The sequence below is a fragment of the Crocinitomicaceae bacterium genome (assembly GCA_016708105.1).
Lineage (GTDB): Bacteria > Bacteroidota > Bacteroidia > Flavobacteriales_D > Crocinitomicaceae > JADJGJ01.
This window is the reverse complement of the sequence record JADJGJ010000002.1, coordinates 940,556-961,050: the sequence shown is the minus strand read 5'-3', so window position 1 is coordinate 961,050 and position 20,495 is coordinate 940,556. Positions and strand designations below refer to the sequence as shown.

The following is a 20,495-nucleotide window of genomic DNA, read 5'->3' as shown; positions in this document are numbered from 1 at the left end:
AACGAATACGCTGGCTCACATGTTATGCATTAACAATTTTAGATCGTAATTTTTTAATCAGATCACCCAGAGTTTTAAACTCATCTTCAGAAAGCTCAAGTTCAGTTGCATTTTCATCAGCTACATAAGCTTGTACAGAAGCGAATCCATCAAAAGTTACCTGAATATTTTCAAGATCTGAAATGAGCCATCCAATATCTGTGCCACTGTTTTTAGGGTCTTTTAATCCTTTGATGATATTGCTAAGGATAGACATTTGCTCAGTGATTTGTGCACCAAGACCTTCTTTATTCTTATTTTTCTCGTAGTCATAAACACCTAGGTACATTCCTTCAGTCCATGCTCCGGCAAAATGAATTGACGATTTATGTTGCATGTCATTTTCTTCCATGTATGACTCAGTGCGTTCATGAATATCAATCATTAGAATTTCAATAGAATCTTTGTTTTCAATATTTTTATCAAAACGCTCCATCAAATCCTGATTTTCAAAAACGGCTTCCATTCCAATTTTTTCAGCCAATGTGGTAATCACACTTAAATATTTGCGACCTTCATTTGACTGTTCATTTAAAACGCAGTATGCCATATCAGCAGAATAAACTCCGAAGTTGAGCATTTGTTTCAACTCTTCAGTATATTTTGATTCGTTGCCAACCGGGTTGGTAATATTGCTGTGATAAGCCAATCCTGATTTTTTAAAGATACTTGCAACCTGCAATGGAGAAGGCAAATGATAGTCTACGTCTGGAGACTCAAACATGTCTTCTGTCAGAATTTCTTCGTGAACAGAGGTGTCTACCACATTCACATTGTCTTCTGGCTCTGAGTTACCGCATGATGCCAGAAAAGATCCGCAAATAGCGGCAAGAGCAAGGCCTTGAATTGATTTTACAGTCATTTTTGTAAAGATTTAGGGTAGCTAAAGTAAAAAAAGGTTTTTAATCAGATGGTATCCGACTTCATTTTTTTAATAAAATGGCAGGAATTCCATTTTTTTCGTTCCTTTGTTTTTCCAATTTATTAAATCGTTTATGAGAAGAATTGCTTTTTTAAGTATTTTCATGATTGTTGCAACTGTCAGTCATGGACAACTTTGGTTTGATGTAGGATTGAAAGGCGGCGGCGGTTCAGGTTTTCTGAAAAGTTCAGTTATTAAAGATGACTCAAGACTTACAATCAATCCGGGATACAACTATTTCTTTGGTGGAAAAGTAGGCATTAACTACGGTTACTACGTGTCAATTGCAACGGATATTACCTACGGCAAAAACTCTTTCTCATTTAATCAGGCTGAACTTTTTGGATCAACTACTACTTATAAATACACGGTAAATTACAATGCAATGTGTATTACCCCTCTTTTCAGATTTACTAAAGAGGCATCTTATTTAGAAGCCGGACCCGAATTTGTAATGGTGAAAAAACCAACCATTTCAGATGAGGCAACTTCATTGACCAATTTCTCAACTGACCGAATCAACACCAAAATGACCAATTTAGTTTTTGGTTTTGGAGGATATATAGTAGGCAATGATATAGTTGCACTTCAAATGGGCTTGAGGGTTCACTACAGTTTGTCAAATCTCACACATCCTGATTACGAGAGTTCAAATTTTCCGTTCAGCAACTATACTGATATAACCGGCGGAACTGAAACCAATCCATTTACTGTGCAACTCCACCTTGAACTTAATTTTTCATTAGGTCAGATTGCTCGTTCAAGCAGTAAATGCGGAAGACGTGTTGCTTTTGTCAGTTTTTGATTAAGATAAATTGTGAACACGCGTACACCGGTTATTCTATTCATACTGGTGGGTCTGATTTCCGGTATTTTACTAGGTTATTATGTTGATTTTACTTGTTCTGTTCTATTCTGTTTTGGCGCAGTAGTTTGTACACTTTTTGCGTATTGGTACAGCGCAAAAATAATGAGTAAAATTCAAGCCGGATTTTTACCACTTGCATTCTTTTCTGTCGTACTGATTGGCATACAACTCAATCAATATCATGACAGCCGGAATCGTTCATCGTACTATACAAATTTCTGCCTTGACAGCCAACTTGAAATTTCACAACTGCGAGTTAGTTCAGCGCCGGTAATTTCAGAAAAATGGATTAAATGCGATGCACAGGTTCAGGTAATCAATGAAAACCTAGCAACTGGTAATATCAAACTTTACATAGAACGAGATTCATTGTCAGAAAATCTTCAATATGGTGATGAGATTTTTTGTCAGCATAAATTTCTTGATGTTCAGAATCCAAAAAATCCTGATGAATTTAACTACTCCAATTATCTAAGTCATGAAGATATTTATGCGCAAAGTTTTTTGTTTTCGGGTTCATGGAAAAAAACCGGAAACAGCGCAAACTATTTGCTGAATACTATCTATGAAATCAGATCATGGTGTAGTGATCAATTTGATAAATCAAGCCTGAGTGATGAGAATAAGGCAGTAGCAAAAGCATTGATTCTTGGTGATAAAGAAACAATTTCTGACGAATTAATGCTGAGTTATGGAGCAGCAGGCGCACTGCATGTACTTGCAGTTTCCGGCTTGCATGTAGGAATTGTTATGTTGATGCTAAGTTTTGTATTAAAACCGCTTCGCTCCTTGAGAAAAGGTAGGTTCATGTTTCTGCTTTTTGCTTTAACCGGAATTTGGTTCTACGCCACGCTCACCGGATTATCTCCATCTGTGCTAAGAGCTGCTGTAATGTTTTCATTTGTGCTCATTGGTAAAGAAATGCAAAAGGATACATCGGTATACCAATCGTTGATGGCTTCAGCTGTACTAATTATTTTTTTTGATCCGCATGTGATTTTTAATCTTGGATTTCTGCTAAGCTATCTTGCCGTTATTGGTATTGTATTTTTTTATCCAAAAATTTATTCCTTGTTGGTGACTGAAAATATTGTACTCAGAAAAACATGGCAAATCACTGCTGTTTCTATTGCTGCTCAACTGTCAACATTTCCTTTGAGTATTTATTGTTTTCATCAATTTCCTAATTATTTTCTTCTGGCAAATCTGGTGGTAATTCCAATTTCTTTTCTGGCACTCACCGGAGGAATTTTGTTTTTAGTTACAAGCACTATTCCGCTAATCTCAACACTTATTGCATGGATATTGAACTTGCTATTGATCATTTTAAATGAAGGTGTGAGATTAATTGAAAATTTACCTGGAGCTATCACAAGTGGATTAAGCATCACCCAGGCTGAGATGTTCTTACTCTATTTCTTTTTATTTTTTATCAGCTGGGCAATCATTCAAAAATCAAAAAAAATTCTGTTGCTCTCAGTGGCAGCGTTCACCGTATTTATTCTCTCAATCAGTATTCAATCCTATAATAAAAGTGAAAAAAGAGAAATTGTTTTCTACTCAATCAAGCATTCATTTGTAGCAGATATTTTTCAAAACGGCGAAATATGTTCACTTTTATTTGACGGGCAAGTTCCTTTACAAAGTCAGCTTTCATATCATGTTTATCCGCACCGCATTAAAAAATCAAATCAAACTAATGAAGACCGCACTTTTTATTTGACAGAACAAAATCCGTCAGTCAGAATAAATGGTCAAAAACTTTTATTCATAAATCAAGAAATTCATGACCGAATATGGCTTGAGCAGTTTCAAAATTTTGATGTCCTTTATTTAGATCAGATTTCATATATACACAAAGAAATTCTTGAACACGCACAAAAAAATAATAAACCCGTAATTGGCGGACCCTCGTTGTCTGGTAAGTTTGAAAAATTTATACTGAATTCATTTCCTGAACTCCTTTATTATCCGTTGAAATCACAAGGGGCCTTGGTTATGAATTTCTGATCATCAAATATTTTTATTAATTTCAGCAACTAGAGACATTATTATACGTCTGATCAACCACAGGTTGACATGAAAAAAACTGCATTATCGGTCATCACAAGTTTCATTTGTTTGCTCTTATTTGAACAAATAATGTATGCTGCGTGTCCTCAAGTGAACGCTTCATTCACCACATCGCAAACTAACATCTGTGGTCCCGGCGCACAAGTAATATCCTTTGTTAATACAAGTACTGGAGCAAATAACGCAACAGCTGATTATGAATGGTTTTTAAATGGCGTTTCATTTGATAATACAACAGGTTTAGCTGCACCGAGCACTTCAACCATTTCAGCCGTTGGCACCTATACGTTTATGCTTGTGGCATCTGATGCATCAGTGCCTTGCACCGATACCGCTACTGTTGTGGTGACAATTTATCCAACACCCAATGCCAATTTCACTTTCAATCCAAACAATGATTGTGGAGGTTTGCCTGTCACGTTTACCAATAGTTCAACCGGTACCACGGGGTCAACAACCTATCAGTGGAATTTTGGTGACGGTAACACAGCAACAACAACCAATGCTACTCACACCTACACAGCAGGTGGAACGTACAACGTTACACTTACACAAACCAACGGACCCGGCTGCACCAATACAGAAACACATGCTGTCACCAATCTCCCAATTCCGGCAGTTTCTATTTCAGGAGTTGATGCCGATGGAGATTTAACGAATTGTCTTTTACCGGCAGATCCATCTACTTCAGAAATAGTGACGTTTTCAAATTTCACAACCGGAGGCGTAAGTTACACTTGGGATTTTGGCGACGGTACACCACCTTTCACCACCGCATCTCTTGCTGATATTCCACACACCTATACCAGTTATGGAACCTACACAGTTACCATGACAGCTACGCATGCTAATGGGTGTACTTCCACGGCAACACTCACGGTTGTTTTTGAAAAATATGTATCTGCCGCCATGACACTGGATATAACTGAATATAGCGGATGCGCACCACATGACCTGAGCACCCTAACCAATCTATCAGTGAACGCCAATTCATACACCTGGAATTTTGGAGATGGCACTATCATTACGACAAACTCAGCCGTGCCACCAACACATTTTTACACCACGTCTGGTACATACACCATTTCACTCACTGCAATCAACAGTTGCAATATGGCAAACGCTACCATCAGCCCAATTGTTATTGTAGCCGGACCAAATGCAAATTTTTCTACCAGTCTTGGCGGATCTGCAGGTTGTGCACCACAAAATGTTACGTATGCAAACAGCTCAACCGGTACATCACCTGCAAATAATTATCAATGGAATATGGGTAATGGCAATACCTATACAAACATGATTAATCCTCCCGTGCAAACGTACACGAATAGTGGAGTTTACACCATCAGTTTGATTGCAGGTAATGCATGCGGAACAGATACTATTACAGCAAACATAACCATAGATACCATTCCGGTAGTTGACATAGTTTCAACCCCTGTTGATGGTTGTTCACCATTAGTAGTTTCAACAGTAAATAATTCATATGCGCCACCAATAAATTATGCTTGGTATGTAGATGGAGTTTATGTTGGCAATATGGCAAATTTACCTAATCAAATATTTACCAATACGGGCTCATTTAGTCCGGTTAATCATACCATTCAACTCAATGGCAGCAATCATTGCGGATCAGATGTTGATCTTGAAATTATTACCGTTCACCCTGAAACGCTGGCAGATTTTGTTGTGACAACAGATACAATTTGTGAAGGAGAATCAATTATTTTTATTGATCAATCGTATGGAGAAAATTTAACATGGGCATGGGATTTTGGTATCGGCACAGACAACAATCAGGGTCCGCACAACATTCAGTATAATGTAGCCGGTACCTATACAGCGACACTAACTGTCAATGGATATTGCGGACCGGATGTAATGACCATGGATGTTGTTGTGCTGCCAATTCCGGTTGCTGATTTTACGGCAAATCCATTAAGCATTTGTGAAGGAGAAACTGTTGCACTCACAAACAATTCAACATTGGGAGGAACATATACATGGACCTTTCAAAACGGAACGCCTGCAAGTTCATCAGTGTATGCACCTGCACCGGTAACATTTAGCAGCGCAGGCGTTCAAACTATAAGTCTCACTGTTGATGTGCTTGGTTGCACCGATACAGACACTGAAACAATTACCGTGAATGAAATTCCTGACCCGACATTTACACTCACACCTGCAACCGGATGTTCACCACTAGATGTGAATTTTACTTACACGGGTACCGCCCTACCAGGTGATGTTTACAACTGGGATTTTGGCAATGGAAATAATTCTGTCAGCCCTACCCCTACAAGTGAAACATATACAACCGCAGTAATTGATGCTTCATATACTGTTGAACTCATAGTAACAAGTTCTGCTGGATGCGTTGACAGTACTGAACTCACCGTATTAGTTCACCCTTTGCCGGTTGCAGATTTTACACCACTGCCTGACACTGCATGTGCCGGAACACCGGTAGGATTTTTAAATAATTCAACCGGAGCAAATACGTATGCATGGGATTTGGGAGACGGAAATACAAGTGTAACACCAAGCCCATCACACACCTATTCAATTACCGGAGACATCATAATTGAATTGATTGCATACACTCCATTCGGTTGCACTGACACAATTAGTCATGCAATCTATATTGATTCTATTCCAACAGCAAATTTTTTATTTGACATTGTTTGTAAAATTGACACAACACATTTTACTGATTTATCAATGGGTGGGGTAACTGATTGGTTGTGGGATTTTGGAGATGGTTCCCCTACAAGTAACTTTATTGATCCTACTCATTTTTATGGAAATGATGGCGCATACAATGTTAGTTTAACAGTTACCAATCCTGCTAATTGTACCAATACATTAACACAACTTGTTAACGTCAGTGCAGTGCCAGATGCAAACTTTACAACAGGCAGTACTTGCCTTGGTACAGCATCTTCTTTTACTGATTTGTCAACCGGAATAACAACATCATGGCAATGGGATTTTGGTGATGGATCTGCAATAAATACTACTCAAAATCCTACTCATACTTATGCCGCAGTTGGAACTTATACAGTTGAATTAATAGCCATGGCAGGGAATGGTTGTTCAGATACCATCACAATGCCTATCACAGTTACGCCGGTGCCCACAGCAGATTTTATTTTTGCGGATACCTGCATAAATGATGAAACTAATTTTACAGATTTATCTTTGGGTTTACCTGATACATGGTCATGGAATTTTGGAGATGGATTTACAGATAATACCAATAATCCAAATCCAACTCACATTTATGCAACCGCCGGTACTTACAATGTAACACTTACTGCAGGTTATGCGGCAAGCGGCTGCACTCACTCATTTACTCAAGCAGTTATTGCTTTTCCGCGCACCACGCCGGCATTTACAACTAATACCCCATGCTTGGGCTTGGCAACAAATTTTACAGATCTTACCACAGGAACACCTGACCAATGGCAATGGAATTTGGGAGATGGATCGCCCATTGAAACATCTCAAAATCCTGTTCACACCTATCTCAATCCGGGAACATACAACATTGAACTCATTACTGAAAATATTTATGGATGTGTTGATACACTCAATTCATCAGTTGAAGTTTATCCATTACCTGCTGGAGATTTTAGTTCAAATGTTGTTTGCCTAAATACTCTCACGGCATTCACTGATATGTCTGTTTCAGCCGTTTCATGGCAGTGGGATTTTGGTGATGGTACCCCTGTAGTTGTTGGCCCAAATCCGTTTCACATGTACACCACCGCAGGCACGTTTACGGTAGAATTAGTAGTTGCTAATATCTTTGGTTGCACAGATACTATCACACACAATGTCACAGTGAATCCAAATCCGGTTTCAGATTTTAATGCTACAACAGCATGTCATACTTATCCAAATATATTTACAGATAACTCAACCGGTGCCGTGGTATGGACATGGGATTTTGGTGATGCAAGTGCACTGGACAACAATGCTTCACCAACGCATATATATCCCAATCCGGGAACATACACAGTTGACCTTACGGTTGAAAATATTTTTGGATGCACGCACACAAGTTCACAAAATGTGAGTGTATTAATTCAACCACAAGCTGACTTTACTTATAATAATGTATGCGCCGGTGAACCTGTTCAAATGACAGATATTTCACAAAATGCGCCGACAACTTTTCAATGGGATTTTGGTGATGGATCTCCGCTAGATTTCAGTCAGAATCCTACTCACATTTATGATCCGGGCGGAACGTATACACTCACGCTCATTGTCGGAAATCCTGCGGGCTGCATGGACACCCTCATTACTCCGGTTGATGTTTATACTGTACCTGTACCTGACTTTACTGCAGACACCGCATGCCTCTACTCTATCACAACATTTAATGATCTGACAATTGACCCAACACCTATTGCAAGTTGGTATTATAATTTTGATGACGGGAATTCATCTTTCTCACAAAATCCAACCTATATTTTTCAAAATGGAGGCGTATACAATGTGACCTTACTTGTAACCAATATTTATGGTTGTGACAGTTCAATTACTCATCCGGTATATGTATCTGATATACCTGTAGCAGATTTTATTGCAGATACCGTTTGCACCGGAAGCCCGACAACATTTACAGATGTGTCAACAGGATTTCCGGATACCTGGTTATGGAATTTTGGTGACGGAACTTCATCTATGACCGGACCTGTAACAACGCATACTTATGCAGCACCGGGCACTTATCCGGTTTCACTTTTTGTTTCAGCAGGTGGTGTTTGCACTGATCAGACATTTGAATTTGTTGTTGTTAGCAACAACGTTCAAGCAGGCATATTAGCCAATGATACTGTCTGTGATGGATCAAGTTTTAACTTCACAGATAACTCTACTATTTCTGCCGGAGTAATTGATACTTGGTTCTGGGATTTTGGTGATGGAAATACCTCAACTGCTGAAGATGTAACATACACGTATGCTGCACCAGGAACATATACAGTAACACACACCGTTGGATCAAGTACAGGATGTAATAGCACAGCAACACTCACGGTAGTAGTACTGGATATGCCAGTTGCCGATTTTATAGAATTCTCAGCATGCCAGAATGGAGTTACACAGTTCAATGACGCTTCTGTTATAGCAAACGGGACAGTGAATGCATGGCAATGGAGTTTTGGTGACGGAACACCAATTTCAATACTTCAAAATCCAATTCACGTGTACACTAACTCGGGATCATTCAATGTTACATTAACAGTAACTTCAGCATTAAATTGCTCAGACTCTTATACCTCACCCGTGATTGTTTATCCGGCGCCGGTTGCAAATTTCACAGCACCTGTTGCATGTCCGCAAGATACCATTCAATACACTGATTTGTCAACTATCTCAAGCGGTACTATCACCAATTGGTCATGGGATTTTAGTGATGGAACCGGGTCATCACAACAAAATCCACAACATGGTTTTTTAATTTCAAGTGATAGCTTTTATGTTGAGTTGATTGTCACTTCAAATTTTGGGTGTACTGACACTGTGATTAATTTAGTGCAGACTCATCCTTTCCCTGATTTCAATTGGACACCGGATGTTACTTCAGGATGCCAGCCTTTGGTTGTTCAATTTACAGATTCAACCAGTGTATTGAATGGCTCTATTACAAATTGGGAATGGAGTTTTGGAGATAGTATTTTATCCTTTGCGCAAAATCCAATACACATTTACAGTGAACCGGGACAATATTATGTTTCACTTTGGGTAACTACTTCACAAGGATGTGATTTTAATTCATATGTAGATTATCCAATTATTGTGTATCCAAAACCTGAGGCAGAATTCAGTCCGTATTTTACACAAGTTTCTATTCTTGAACCGGAAGTACAATTTTATGATATGTCAACAGGAGCGATGAACTGGGAATGGTATTTTGGAGATGGCGGATACAGCAATGATGTAAATGCATTGCATGCGTTTAATGATACCGGATATTTTGCCGTGCAACAAATTGTGTACAGTAATTTTGGATGTTCAGATACGGCAATTCATTCAGTATATGTATTTGGTGAATTTTCATTTTTTATTCCCAACACATTCACCCCAAATGGTGATACAAAAAACCCAACTTGGCGCGGGTATGCATGGGGTGCAGTTTCTTATGATTTGATGGTATTTAACCGCTGGGGAGAAATGATTTTCTCAACCGAAGATCAAACTGTTGAATGGGATGGAACCTACAACGGCGTTCGTGTTCCGGATGATGTATACGTATGGAAATGCATCATTGTAGATTCAAATTTAGAAGAGCATGAATATTATGGACATGTAACTGTTCTGAAATAATTGATCATTCAAAACACTACTACTCAACAACTACTCTCATTGATCCAATAACCATTCCTGAATAATCTGAAATAGTGATAATGTAAGTCCCTGCATTCAGGTTTGAAATATCAATGAGATTTTTTTGTCCAGCTTGAATAGCTTGTTGCATTGCCAATTTTCCTTCAATACCAAAAACAGTTAATTGTACCTGTTTTGAATCCCAGTTTGACAAATCAATGATCATACTATCATTAGCCGGGTTAGGATAAACAGAATATAGCCGATCATTTTTTTGGGTGTTCTGAATACCTACAGAGTGTGTGCGATATCCAAATGCATATTGTCCGGGAGCAAATGTCTCTGCCGTGATATAACCAAATTTATCCGTGTGAGATCCGGTAAATTGCAAGGTATAATCATCATGTACCTGCCACGATGATTGCGCTGTAGGACGATACAACAACACTAGACTGTCTTCAATGAAAGGCTGATCACCCAAATCAACCAGCAAATGATTATCAAAATTACCACTGATGATAGTTTTTCCATTAAACTCAAAACGCAAATTGCCTTCAATATTTTCAAGATCAACACCGTGAATATTCCAATATCGTTCTCTTGAAATCTGAATGTTATCAGGCACATTCATCATATCAGGATACACCCAGCAATGTTCAATTCTCAGAAAAGCTGAGTCAGTAAGATTACTCACAACTAATCTTGTATTGGCGTAATTAAATTGGTAAGTACCTTCAGCTGTAATTGTTTCAGTAATGGCAGTTGTTGCATCATTTATTTTTTCATTGAGATTTACACCGGCAAACACCGGACTGAAAGGTAAGGTAAAAGAAAACTCAGCATAATGTCCGGGTAAAATAATTTCTTGCGTATTCACATTCCAATTTTCATCCATAAATGTAAGTTGCAATGGCACATTTTCATGATAAGCAGCACCACCTTTTAATTTCTGTGCAACAACTACTTTTACAAGAAAATCAGATCCTGATGGAAGTATGTTCAAATGCGTGATGCTAAAGTTGGCAAATCCAGGTTGAAAAATCCAGGCATTAAAAAAATCTGTCACATTCACTGAAGAGACGGAATTGATATGATTCATAAATTCTTCACTTGATATATTTTGTCCGGCAAAATTGGATTGAATAGATTGCAGCGCATTGAAAAAAGCAGTGTCACCCATGTATGATCTCAGCGTGTGCATAACATCAGCGCCCTTATTGTAACTGTGATCACCGTAAGTAAATTTTATTGGCACAGCATTCAACGCGTAATATCCACTATCATTAATGTGCGCTTTGTGCAACACATCATAATGATTTGCGCGCATTGCTTCCATATATTCGTCATATCCATAAAGCGCTTCAGTAAAAAGGTGCTCAGCATATCTTGCCATTCCTTCATTAATCCACATCTCTTCTGCTGTTTTACAAGTTACCAAATTACCCCACCAGTGATGAGATAATTCATGTGCCATAAGTGTTTCATAAGTGGTGTTGCCATTAGCCGTTGCAAGCGGATACGCAATATTGGTTGCATGCTCCATAGCGCCAGAGTTAAATGGTACTAATACATAGCCCACTCTTTCCCAAACGTAAGGGCCATAATAATTTTCAAATGCAGAAAGTGCATCATGCAAATGAATGAATGAATTTTTTAGATTAGTTGTATCAGCAGGTTTTGCAGCGAGCCAAACCGGAATATTCATGCTTTGCAAATTAGAGTAATACATCTGACTCACGTGCGTATAAGAAGCCACCGCAACAGACGCAAGATAGGATGGAATTTCATCATCCAATTGCCAAACCGTCAATAAGCTATCAGTACCCACATTGGTTACAGATTGTCTTGTACCATTGCAATATGCCGTGTTATTATTGTTACTTAAAATAGAGAACCGATACCCAGCACGCTCAACAAAATTATCAAAACATGGATGCCATACTCTTCCATAATTGTGCGGATCAGATTGAAAGCCGACGCCCAGATTATAATAATATCCGCCAGTCATGTAAAAGCCACCCCAGCCGGATGGATCCATTTGCGGTGCACCGTGATAATAAACCGTGAGACTATCCGTTTGTCCGGCATTGATAACTGATCCAAAATGTGAAACCAATAACGTGTCATTATACGAATACGCAATTTGTGAACCATGCACTACAACAGAATCAACTGTCATTTGTAAGAGGTCAAGATTCAGAGATGAAACACTCTGCAGTGGGGAGAATTTCACCTCACAAAAACCACTCAAGGTACCTGAACCTGCCAACGTAAAATCCATGTAGATATCGTACGCAAGTACATTGATGGTATCACTGCGCAAAGCTTCATTGCCTGATTTGAATAATGTTTTCGTGGTGAGATGAGTCAGATTTTTTTCCTGACAGCCCGGAATTTGCGCACTGACTTCTATTGCAGAAATCAATGCCAACAACATGAAAATTTTTTTCATAAACTTAATAAACCTCAAAGTTGAAAACCATGAGTTGAATATCACAACTCAATAAACGGCATACTAAGTTACGAAATGTATCAAATTGTGGTTGGGGGTTTGTTAAATACAGGCTGTTAGGATTATAATCACCTACGTTTCTGAGGAAGCTTGGACATTAAGGCAATTTTAGTTGGTTGGATTAAGGACACACTTGCAGCAAAGGTTCCTTAAAGCGCGACGAAAATCACCAATACATCTCACACAAATGCAAAAAAAACCGGAATCAATTTATCTAAAACTAATTCCGGTTCTGAAAAAAAAATGTGGTTTATCCTTCGATAGTTTGGGTGACAATCCATTGACCGGATTTCACCAAAGTTTCAGCTTGCTTGTATTTCATTTGGCGAGTTTCTCCGGTTTGTAGATTTTTTATTTCTACTTTATCATTCCGCCCTGCCTTAGGTTGTACAATAATTGGCTGGCGTTTAATTACCGGTTGTCCACTTTGTTGTCTTGCCTGATTAACCTGCTCAGTTGAATCTGTTGCCTGATTCACTTTTGCTTTGTCAAAGGCATGACCCACCTCTTGCATTTGTTGTTGTTTTGGCGCCTGTTGTTGATTTTGTGGAGGAAGATTAGCACGTGTCAAAAATGAAACAACCTCTTTACTCATTTTTTCAAGCATTGTCTTGAACAAATCATACGATTCTTTTTTGTAAATCACTAAAGGATCTTTTTGTTCAATTTGTGCGTGCTGAACTGAAGTACGCAAGTCATCCATTTGTCTCAAGTGCTCTTTCCATTCATTATCAATGTATGAAAGATTGATCAGTTTTTCTACCGTTTTTGGCAATAAACGACCTTGTGTTTTTACCCCTTCTTCTAATGATATGATCGTGTTGATGCCTCTGTGGCCATCAGTGATTGGAAAAGCAATTGTTTTGTATTTATCACTTTGTGTTGCGAACACTTGCTCTATGACAGGCTTAGCAGTAACGGCTAATTTTTCTGATTTTTTCTCATACGCTGACATGGCGTTGTCAAATAACAAATCAATCAACTGACCGGGATTTGTATTTGCAAAATCTTCACGCGTTATTGGTGTTTCAATAGAAAGATATTTAATAACATCCAATTCAAATGAGTCAAAATCTTTACGTGGAAAATGTTCGTTGACAATTTCTTCAGCCACATCATAAAACATGTTTTGTACATCCAGATCCAAACGATCACCGTACAATGCATTCCGGCGTTTGCGGTAAATAGCATTACGCTGTGAATTCATCACATCATCATATTCAAGGAGACGTTTACGAGTACCAAAAGCATTTTCTTCCACTTTTTTCTGTGCACGTTCTATAGATTTTGTAATCATGCCGTGCTGAATCACTTCACCTTCTTTATACCCCATGCGATCCATGATTTTTGCAATTCTGTCTGAACCAAAACGACGCATCAAAGGATCTTCAAGTGAAACAAAAAACTGAGATGAACCAGGATCTCCCTGACGTCCTGCACGACCTCTCAACTGTCTGTCAACACGACGTGAATCATGTCTTTCTGTTCCGATAATTGCCAAACCGCCTGCTTGAATTACTTCAGGACTCAACTTGATATCAGTACCACGACCTGCCATGTTAGTGGCAATGGTAACTTTACCGGCAAGACCTGCTTCAGCAACAATCTCTGCTTCTTTTTTGTGATATTTTGCGTTGAGGACATTGTGTTGTACTTTGCGCAAGGTGAGCATCCGACTCAGCAATTCAGAAATTTCAACCGTTGTTGTACCTACCAACACAGGTCTACCTGCCTTCACTAATTTGTCAATTTCATCAATGATGGCATTGTATTTTTCTCGTTGTGTACGATATACGAGATCGTGCTCATCTTTTCTTTGAACAGGTCTGTTTGGTGGAATTACCACCACATCTAATTTATAAATATCCCACAATTCTTGTGCTTCAGTTTCTGCAGTTCCGGTCATACCTGCCGACTTGTGATACATTCTGAAAAAATTCTGCAGTGTGATAGTTGCATAAGTTTGTGTTGCAGCTTCAACTTTCACATTTTCTTTTGCTTCAATTGCCTGGTGCAAACCATCAGAATAGCGGCGACCTTCCATGATACGACCGGTCTGTTCATCTACAATCATCACCTTGCCATTCATGATCACGTATTCAACCTCTTTTTCAAAAAGCGTATATGCTTTCAATAATTGATTGATGGTATGAATGCGTTCAGACTTGATGGTGTATTCATCAATGAGCTGTTCTTTTTTTGCTAATAAATCTGTCTTTGGTAAATTTTGTTTTTCAAGTTCAGCCATGGACAAACCTAAATCAGGCAATACATAATAATTTCCATCTTCACCATGAGCAAGCAAATCAATTCCCTTTTCAGTCAACTCAATGGAATTGTGTTTTTCATTGATAACAAAGTAGAGTTCTTTATCAATTTTAGGCATTTCACGTTCACGATCCTGCAAATAATAATTTTCAGTTTTTTGCAATTGTGCTTTAATACCCGGCTCACTTAAAAATTTAATGAGTGCTTTATTTTTTGGCAAACCACGGAATGATCTGAGCAATGCCATGCTACCTTCTTCTAACTCTTCTTTTTTAGTTTCACCGGCTTCAAGACCCTTCAATTTATTTTTTGCTTCAATGAGATAATTATTGATGAGTTTTCGTTGTGCTTCAACCAATTTTTCAACTTTTGGTTTGAGCTCCATGAATTCATGTTTATCACCATTTGACGTAGGGCCAGAGATGATCAAGGGTGTTCGCGCATCATCAATCAATACTGAATCCACCTCATCAACAATGGCGTAGTGATGTTTGAGTTGTACAATTTGGTTAGGATCAGAAGCCATGTTGTCACGCAGATAATCAAAACCAAATTCATTGTTGGTTCCAAAAGTTATATCTGCGCGATATGCATTCCGGCGGGCAGTAGAATTTGGCTGATGCCGATCAATACAATCAACTGTTAATCCATGAAACTGATACAGTGGCCCCATCCATTCAGAGTCACGTTTAGCCAGATAATCATTCACGGTAACAACATGCACTCCTTTACCTGCAAGTGCATTGAGATAAACCGGCAAAGTTGCAACGAGTGTTTTACCTTCACCTGTTTGCATCTCGGCAATATTTCCTTTGTGTAACACAGCTCCACCATACAACTGTACATCGTAGTGTACCATATTCCATTTCACTGCGGTGCCGTATGCATCCCATGAAGTGCTCCAGCGGGCTTTGTCACCATCAATTTGAATGAATGCACGCTGTGTTGATAAGGTACGATCAAATTCTTGCGCTGTTACTTCAATAAATTCATTGGCAGTAAATCTTCTGGCTGTTTCTTTGACAACGGCAAAGGCTTCAGGTAAAATTTCTTCAAGAACCTTTTCAATGGTTTGGTCAATTTCCTTTTTTATTTTGTCAATGCGATTATAGACTTCATCTTTTTCTTGAAAATCCATTGTTGGATTATCTTTGATTTTCTTTTCAAGATTTAGTATTTCATTATCAAGATCAACCGTACGTGATTTTATTTTTTCTTTAAACTGTTGGGTTTTTGCTCTGAGCTCATCATGAGACAACCTTGTAATTGAATTTTCAACGGCTTTGATTTTGTCAACGTAAGGTTGGTAAATTTTTGCGTCTTTTTTTTCTTTGCTTCCAACCAGTTTTTTAAGAATTCCAAACATTTCGATGTGGTATAAATAATTCGCTAAAATTAGCGAAGTTCAAGTGAATAAAATAAGGTACGGGCTAAAATGTCATAAATCATTCCAAACCGCAAAGCGTGACAAAGTGTCAACTAAAATAGAACAAGTGAGTTGAAATGGCATAAAAAAACCGCTTGTTGAGAGCGGTTTTGATAATTTCTAGTACTCATCTTCATTGAAGAAGAAGTCGTCTTTAGTGGGATAATCAGGCCAGATTTCTTCGATACTTTCATATATATCGCCTTCGTCCTCAATTTCCTGGAGATTCTCTACAACTTCCAAAGGTGCACCGGTACGAATTGCGAAATCAATCAATTCATCTTTAGCCGCAGGCCAAGGCGCATCTTCAAGATACGATGCTAATTCAAGTGTCCAATACATATCTCTACGGTTTTTTACTTTTTCGCAAAAATAGATTTTTTAAAATAAAAAGCAAGTTTTTGTTGAGTTTTATTAACAACAAGCTTTCATTTCATTGTTAATTCTTAGGTTTCCAAGGAATTTCATTTGCCTGAAGTTTTAATGTTGCCCATCTTGAATAGACGAAGAGAAAATCGCTTAAACGGTTTAAGAACATGATGATAAGAGGATTTTGCGGTGTAATTTCATCCAATTGACACACTCTTCTCTCAGCTCGTCTGCACACGGTGCGGGTAATGTGACAAAATGAAACCGTTTCATGTCCGCCGGGTAATACAAATGATTTCATGGGTTCAAGTTCTGATTCCATACGGTCAATTGATTCTTCAAGCACAGTCACATCAGCCTCATGCAATTCAGGCAATGTCATCACTTTTTTGTCAGGGTCAGCTGCAAGCCATGAACCCATGGTAAAAAGTCTGTCTTGAATAAAAATCAATTCTTCTTTGGATTTTTCAGTAAATGATTTGTCACGCAATAAACCTACGTAAGAATTCAGCTCATCAACCGTGCCATAGGCTTCTATGCGCACATCGTGTTTTGAAATTCTTGTTCCGCCAATTAGCCCTGTTTTTCCCTGATCACCTTTTTTTGTATAAATCTTCATCTATTCTCATTTTAACAGTCATCATCTATTTTAAACAATGAGTCTTGCTCTTTTCATTGGTAAAAGTAGTCAAGTATTACTATTCTTCTGTCTGCAACTTGTGATATGCTTAGTACTTGAGTATGAAATGTTGTTTAGCCTGCCCGGGGCGTTTGCATACTACACCCATTCTAAGTAAATCCATGCTCACATTTATTTTAGTTGAGGCGCTAATTTCATTCCATGCTTTTTCCATCTCATCACTCCAACGAATGTCATCAAATATCATAAACGAAGAATCATGCACATGGTTCAGAAAAAAATTAAAATAATTCATAGTAGCTTCATAGGTGTGGTTACCATCAATATACACTAAGTCTATTTGTGGCATTTGCTTCACTACATCGTACAGATGATCTTCAAATCTACCGCAGCGCTGATCAATTTTTTGAAGATTAAGCATTTTGAAATTTTCACTTGCAATGGCATGCAGCGCCGGATCACCTTCAATAGTAATTAATTTTTTCATACAACTTGCCTGAGCAATATACATTGAACCCAATCCAAGTGATGTTCCAAGCTCTACAGCATAATTCAAATTGTATCGTTCAGCCAGTCTGGTCATTAATTTTCCATATCTGCGAGAAACAGATGCATTGTGTGCAATAGAAGATATCTTTCTCAGATTTGAATGAGTATGTTTGGTACCCGCACCAAAATCAGTAACCTGAATTTTGCGGTGGTCTCTTCGCAATTGATGATATACTCGTCTGATTGGGGTGTCATAGATTTTGTCAGCCTCTGCCAACACGGTGTTGTAAAAATCAAAAACAAACGGAGAATGAATACCATGAGCATCAACTCTGTGTTTCCAATATGTATAATATGATTTAATTCTGATCAAAGCGCTTTGAAAAGTAACTTGCCCTCAATAAATTCGTAGACGTTATAATATCTAATATAAGTATTTTCTTGGAACAGCGTATTGAATTTCAGAAAAACAGATTGGTAAATGGGAATCCGGTTCTTCATCTGGAGTCGTCATGCCGTTTAGGAAATGGCATTCAGGAATTAGACGATGACCACATTAAAACGTACGTGCATGAATTTGATCATCGTGATGCAACTATAAATATTGCTCATTTTATTCCGGCCAGCGGTTCAGGTTCACGCATGTTTGAATCTCTTTTTCAATTTATCATTCAACCGCGGCCTAATGAAGAAACGTTAGAATTTGTTGAGCACTTTATCAACTGTGCAGTGGATTTTGCTTTCTACAACAAATTACCTCAGCGCTTCAAAGATGAATTAAATAACGGAACGCTAGATATCCAAGAATTCATTAAACTTCTATTATCTGAAAACGGATTTAATTTTGGAAACTTACCCAAAGGTCTTATTCCTTTTCACCGCTACGGAAATTTTATTGTTAACCCTTTTCAAGAGCATATTTTACAAGGCGTATCTATTTCAGGTGATCGTACACATTTTCATTTTACCATCAACAACAAATTTGAAACAAAGATTCACAATTCAGTAAAAATTCTGAAAGATATTACCGGGATTGATTTCAACCATAGTTTTTCAGAGCAGCATCCGGTAACAGATGCAATAGCATTTAATGAGAATTTAGATCCGTTGCGTGATGAACGCGGTGATTACATCACTCGTCCCGCAGGACATGGCGCCTTGTTGCAAAATTTGAATGAGGTAAATGCTGACATAGTTTTTATCAGAAATATTGACAATATCCAGCATCAGTCAAAGGCAACAAAATCAATTCTTACACGCAAAGCCATGGCTGGTATCCTGTTGCAGATAAAAAAACTGATTCATGATGTTCTTCTACAAATTGAAGAAAAGAAATCAGATGAAATACATGAGACCTTAAACTTGTTGAATGAAAAATTTCAGTTAGAAATTCCGAAGGAAAAGTTCAGTGATGCAGCCTTTATTTACAAATTTCTTCATCGTCCAATCAGAATTTGTGGCATGGTAAAAAACGAAGGACAACCCGGCGGTGGACCATTCTGGGTAATGAATCAAGATGGAATCAGAACAAGACAAATTGTAGAGAAATCTCAAATTTCAAATGATCCCTCACAGCTTTCTCTGATTGTAAAATCTACGCACTTTAATCCGGTTGAAATTGTTTGTTCTTTTGTTGATTACAAAGGACAAATTTTCAATTTAACAGAGTTCAAAAATTCTGATTTGTATTTTATAGTGCGTAAAACCCACAATGGTGTACCAATCCAATATGCTGAAGAACCCGGCTTGTGGAATGGTGGAATGGAAAATTGGCTAACTCTTTTTTATGAAATTGATTCTGCTTGTTTTTCTCCGGTAAAAACTGTACTTGATTTACTTAAGCCGCTTCACCAAGAAAAATAATTACACCCATACAGTTTCTACAATTATATTCAACTCAGTTCACGCCATTGAATACAAATAGCAACTCAATCAGCACTATCAAATTCTGAAACAGATAAAATTATCTCCAAGCTGCAAGAATGAAACCCATCAATGCAAGAAAACTCATTTGGTATCCTGCATCAATAAACCAAAGAATAAAAGATTTTCTCTGGTAGAGATAGTTGATACCGATTGAACTTGCAACAAAACAAATTCCAATAAACACTCCATGCATAACGCCGGATAAAACCGAAATTTCTTTTGCCTGATGTCCTTGAATTAAAAAAGCCATTCCCACAGCCATGAACGCGGTTAAAACCAAACAGGTTCCAAATATTTTTGCCATGTTGGCTGATTTAATGTCTTCATCTTTGAGCCCAACTTCACGTTGCCATATTTTAGAAAAAAGCACAGGGCTATACCACAATGCCCCTAATGCAAAACTTGCCAGCGTTGCAGTGATCACTGCAAGCCAGTTAATGCTTGAATAGTCCATCTTATTTAGGTTAGGTTAGTGAAGTAAATATACGTATTTGTCAGAAAAAAGACAGCCGCCTGAATAATCAGACGGCCGTCCCCTGGTTTTCCTTGCATGAAAAGTATGCGGTTATCTCAAGAATGTAACCATACGATAAAAGTAACAAATATTTTTTGCAGCTCTCATGA

Annotated in this window: 11 protein-coding genes; 4 read left to right on the top strand and 7 right to left on the bottom strand. The window is 38.1% G+C overall.

Features of this window, described 5'->3' with window-relative positions; translation table 11 throughout:
• Positions 1-22 precede the first annotated feature (22 nt).
• Positions 23-901, bottom strand: coding sequence for a hypothetical protein (locus IPH66_15240; GenBank protein MBK7130700.1), 879 nt, complete (start codon positions 899-901; stop codon positions 23-25).
• 133 nt (positions 902-1,034) lie between these two features.
• Here IPH66_15240 and IPH66_15235 point away from each other — a divergent pair, with 133 nt between their 5' ends.
• From IPH66_15235 to IPH66_15225, 3 genes are all read left to right on the top strand, one after another.
• Positions 1,035-1,766: a hypothetical protein gene (locus IPH66_15235; protein MBK7130699.1), complete on the top strand. Its 732-nt coding sequence runs from the start codon at positions 1,035-1,037 to the stop codon at positions 1,764-1,766.
• Between the two features lie 12 nt (positions 1,767-1,778).
• Positions 1,779-3,839, top strand: a complete 2,061-nt coding sequence (locus IPH66_15230) for a ComEC family competence protein (GenBank protein MBK7130698.1) — start codon at positions 1,779-1,781, stop codon at positions 3,837-3,839.
• A gap of 69 nt (positions 3,840-3,908) precedes the next feature.
• Entirely contained in the window at positions 3,909-10,241 is a 6,333-nt protein-coding gene (locus IPH66_15225; GenBank protein ID MBK7130697.1) for a PKD domain-containing protein, read from the top strand.
• 19 nt (positions 10,242-10,260) lie between these two features.
• Here IPH66_15225 and IPH66_15220 read toward each other — a convergent pair whose 3' ends face one another.
• The 5 genes from IPH66_15220 to IPH66_15200 form a co-directional block, all read right to left on the bottom strand.
• The gene (locus IPH66_15220) at positions 10,261-12,693 is read right to left on the bottom strand and encodes a T9SS type A sorting domain-containing protein (protein MBK7130696.1); all 2,433 of its coding nucleotides are present in this window, start codon (positions 12,691-12,693) and stop codon (positions 10,261-10,263) included.
• 310 nt (positions 12,694-13,003) lie between these two features.
• Positions 13,004-16,387, bottom strand: coding sequence for a preprotein translocase subunit SecA (secA, locus tag IPH66_15215; protein MBK7130695.1), 3,384 nt, complete (start codon positions 16,385-16,387; stop codon positions 13,004-13,006).
• 180 nt (positions 16,388-16,567) lie between these two features.
• Positions 16,568-16,789 carry a DUF2795 domain-containing protein gene (locus IPH66_15210; GenBank protein MBK7130694.1) on the bottom strand — a complete coding sequence of 74 codons (222 nt, stop codon included), beginning with the start codon at positions 16,787-16,789 and terminating at the stop codon, positions 16,568-16,570.
• Between the two features lie 97 nt (positions 16,790-16,886).
• Positions 16,887-17,435, bottom strand: a complete 549-nt coding sequence (locus IPH66_15205; protein MBK7130693.1) for a cob(I)yrinic acid a,c-diamide adenosyltransferase — start codon at positions 17,433-17,435, stop codon at positions 16,887-16,889.
• A 109-nt stretch (positions 17,436-17,544) separates the two neighbouring features.
• Positions 17,545-18,318, bottom strand: a complete 774-nt coding sequence (locus IPH66_15200; protein ID MBK7130692.1) for a class I SAM-dependent methyltransferase — start codon at positions 18,316-18,318, stop codon at positions 17,545-17,547.
• 68 nt (positions 18,319-18,386) lie between these two features.
• On the opposite strand from IPH66_15200, the gene IPH66_15195 reads away from it, so the two are divergent.
• Entirely contained in the window at positions 18,387-19,808 is a 1,422-nt protein-coding gene (locus tag IPH66_15195; GenBank protein ID MBK7130691.1) for a DUF4301 family protein, read from the top strand.
• A 100-nt stretch (positions 19,809-19,908) separates the two neighbouring features.
• On the opposite strand, the gene IPH66_15190 is transcribed toward IPH66_15195, so the two are convergent.
• Positions 19,909-20,325: a DUF1761 domain-containing protein gene (locus tag IPH66_15190; protein ID MBK7130690.1), complete on the bottom strand. Its 417-nt coding sequence runs from the start codon at positions 20,323-20,325 to the stop codon at positions 19,909-19,911.
• Positions 20,326-20,495: the final 170 nt, after the last annotated feature.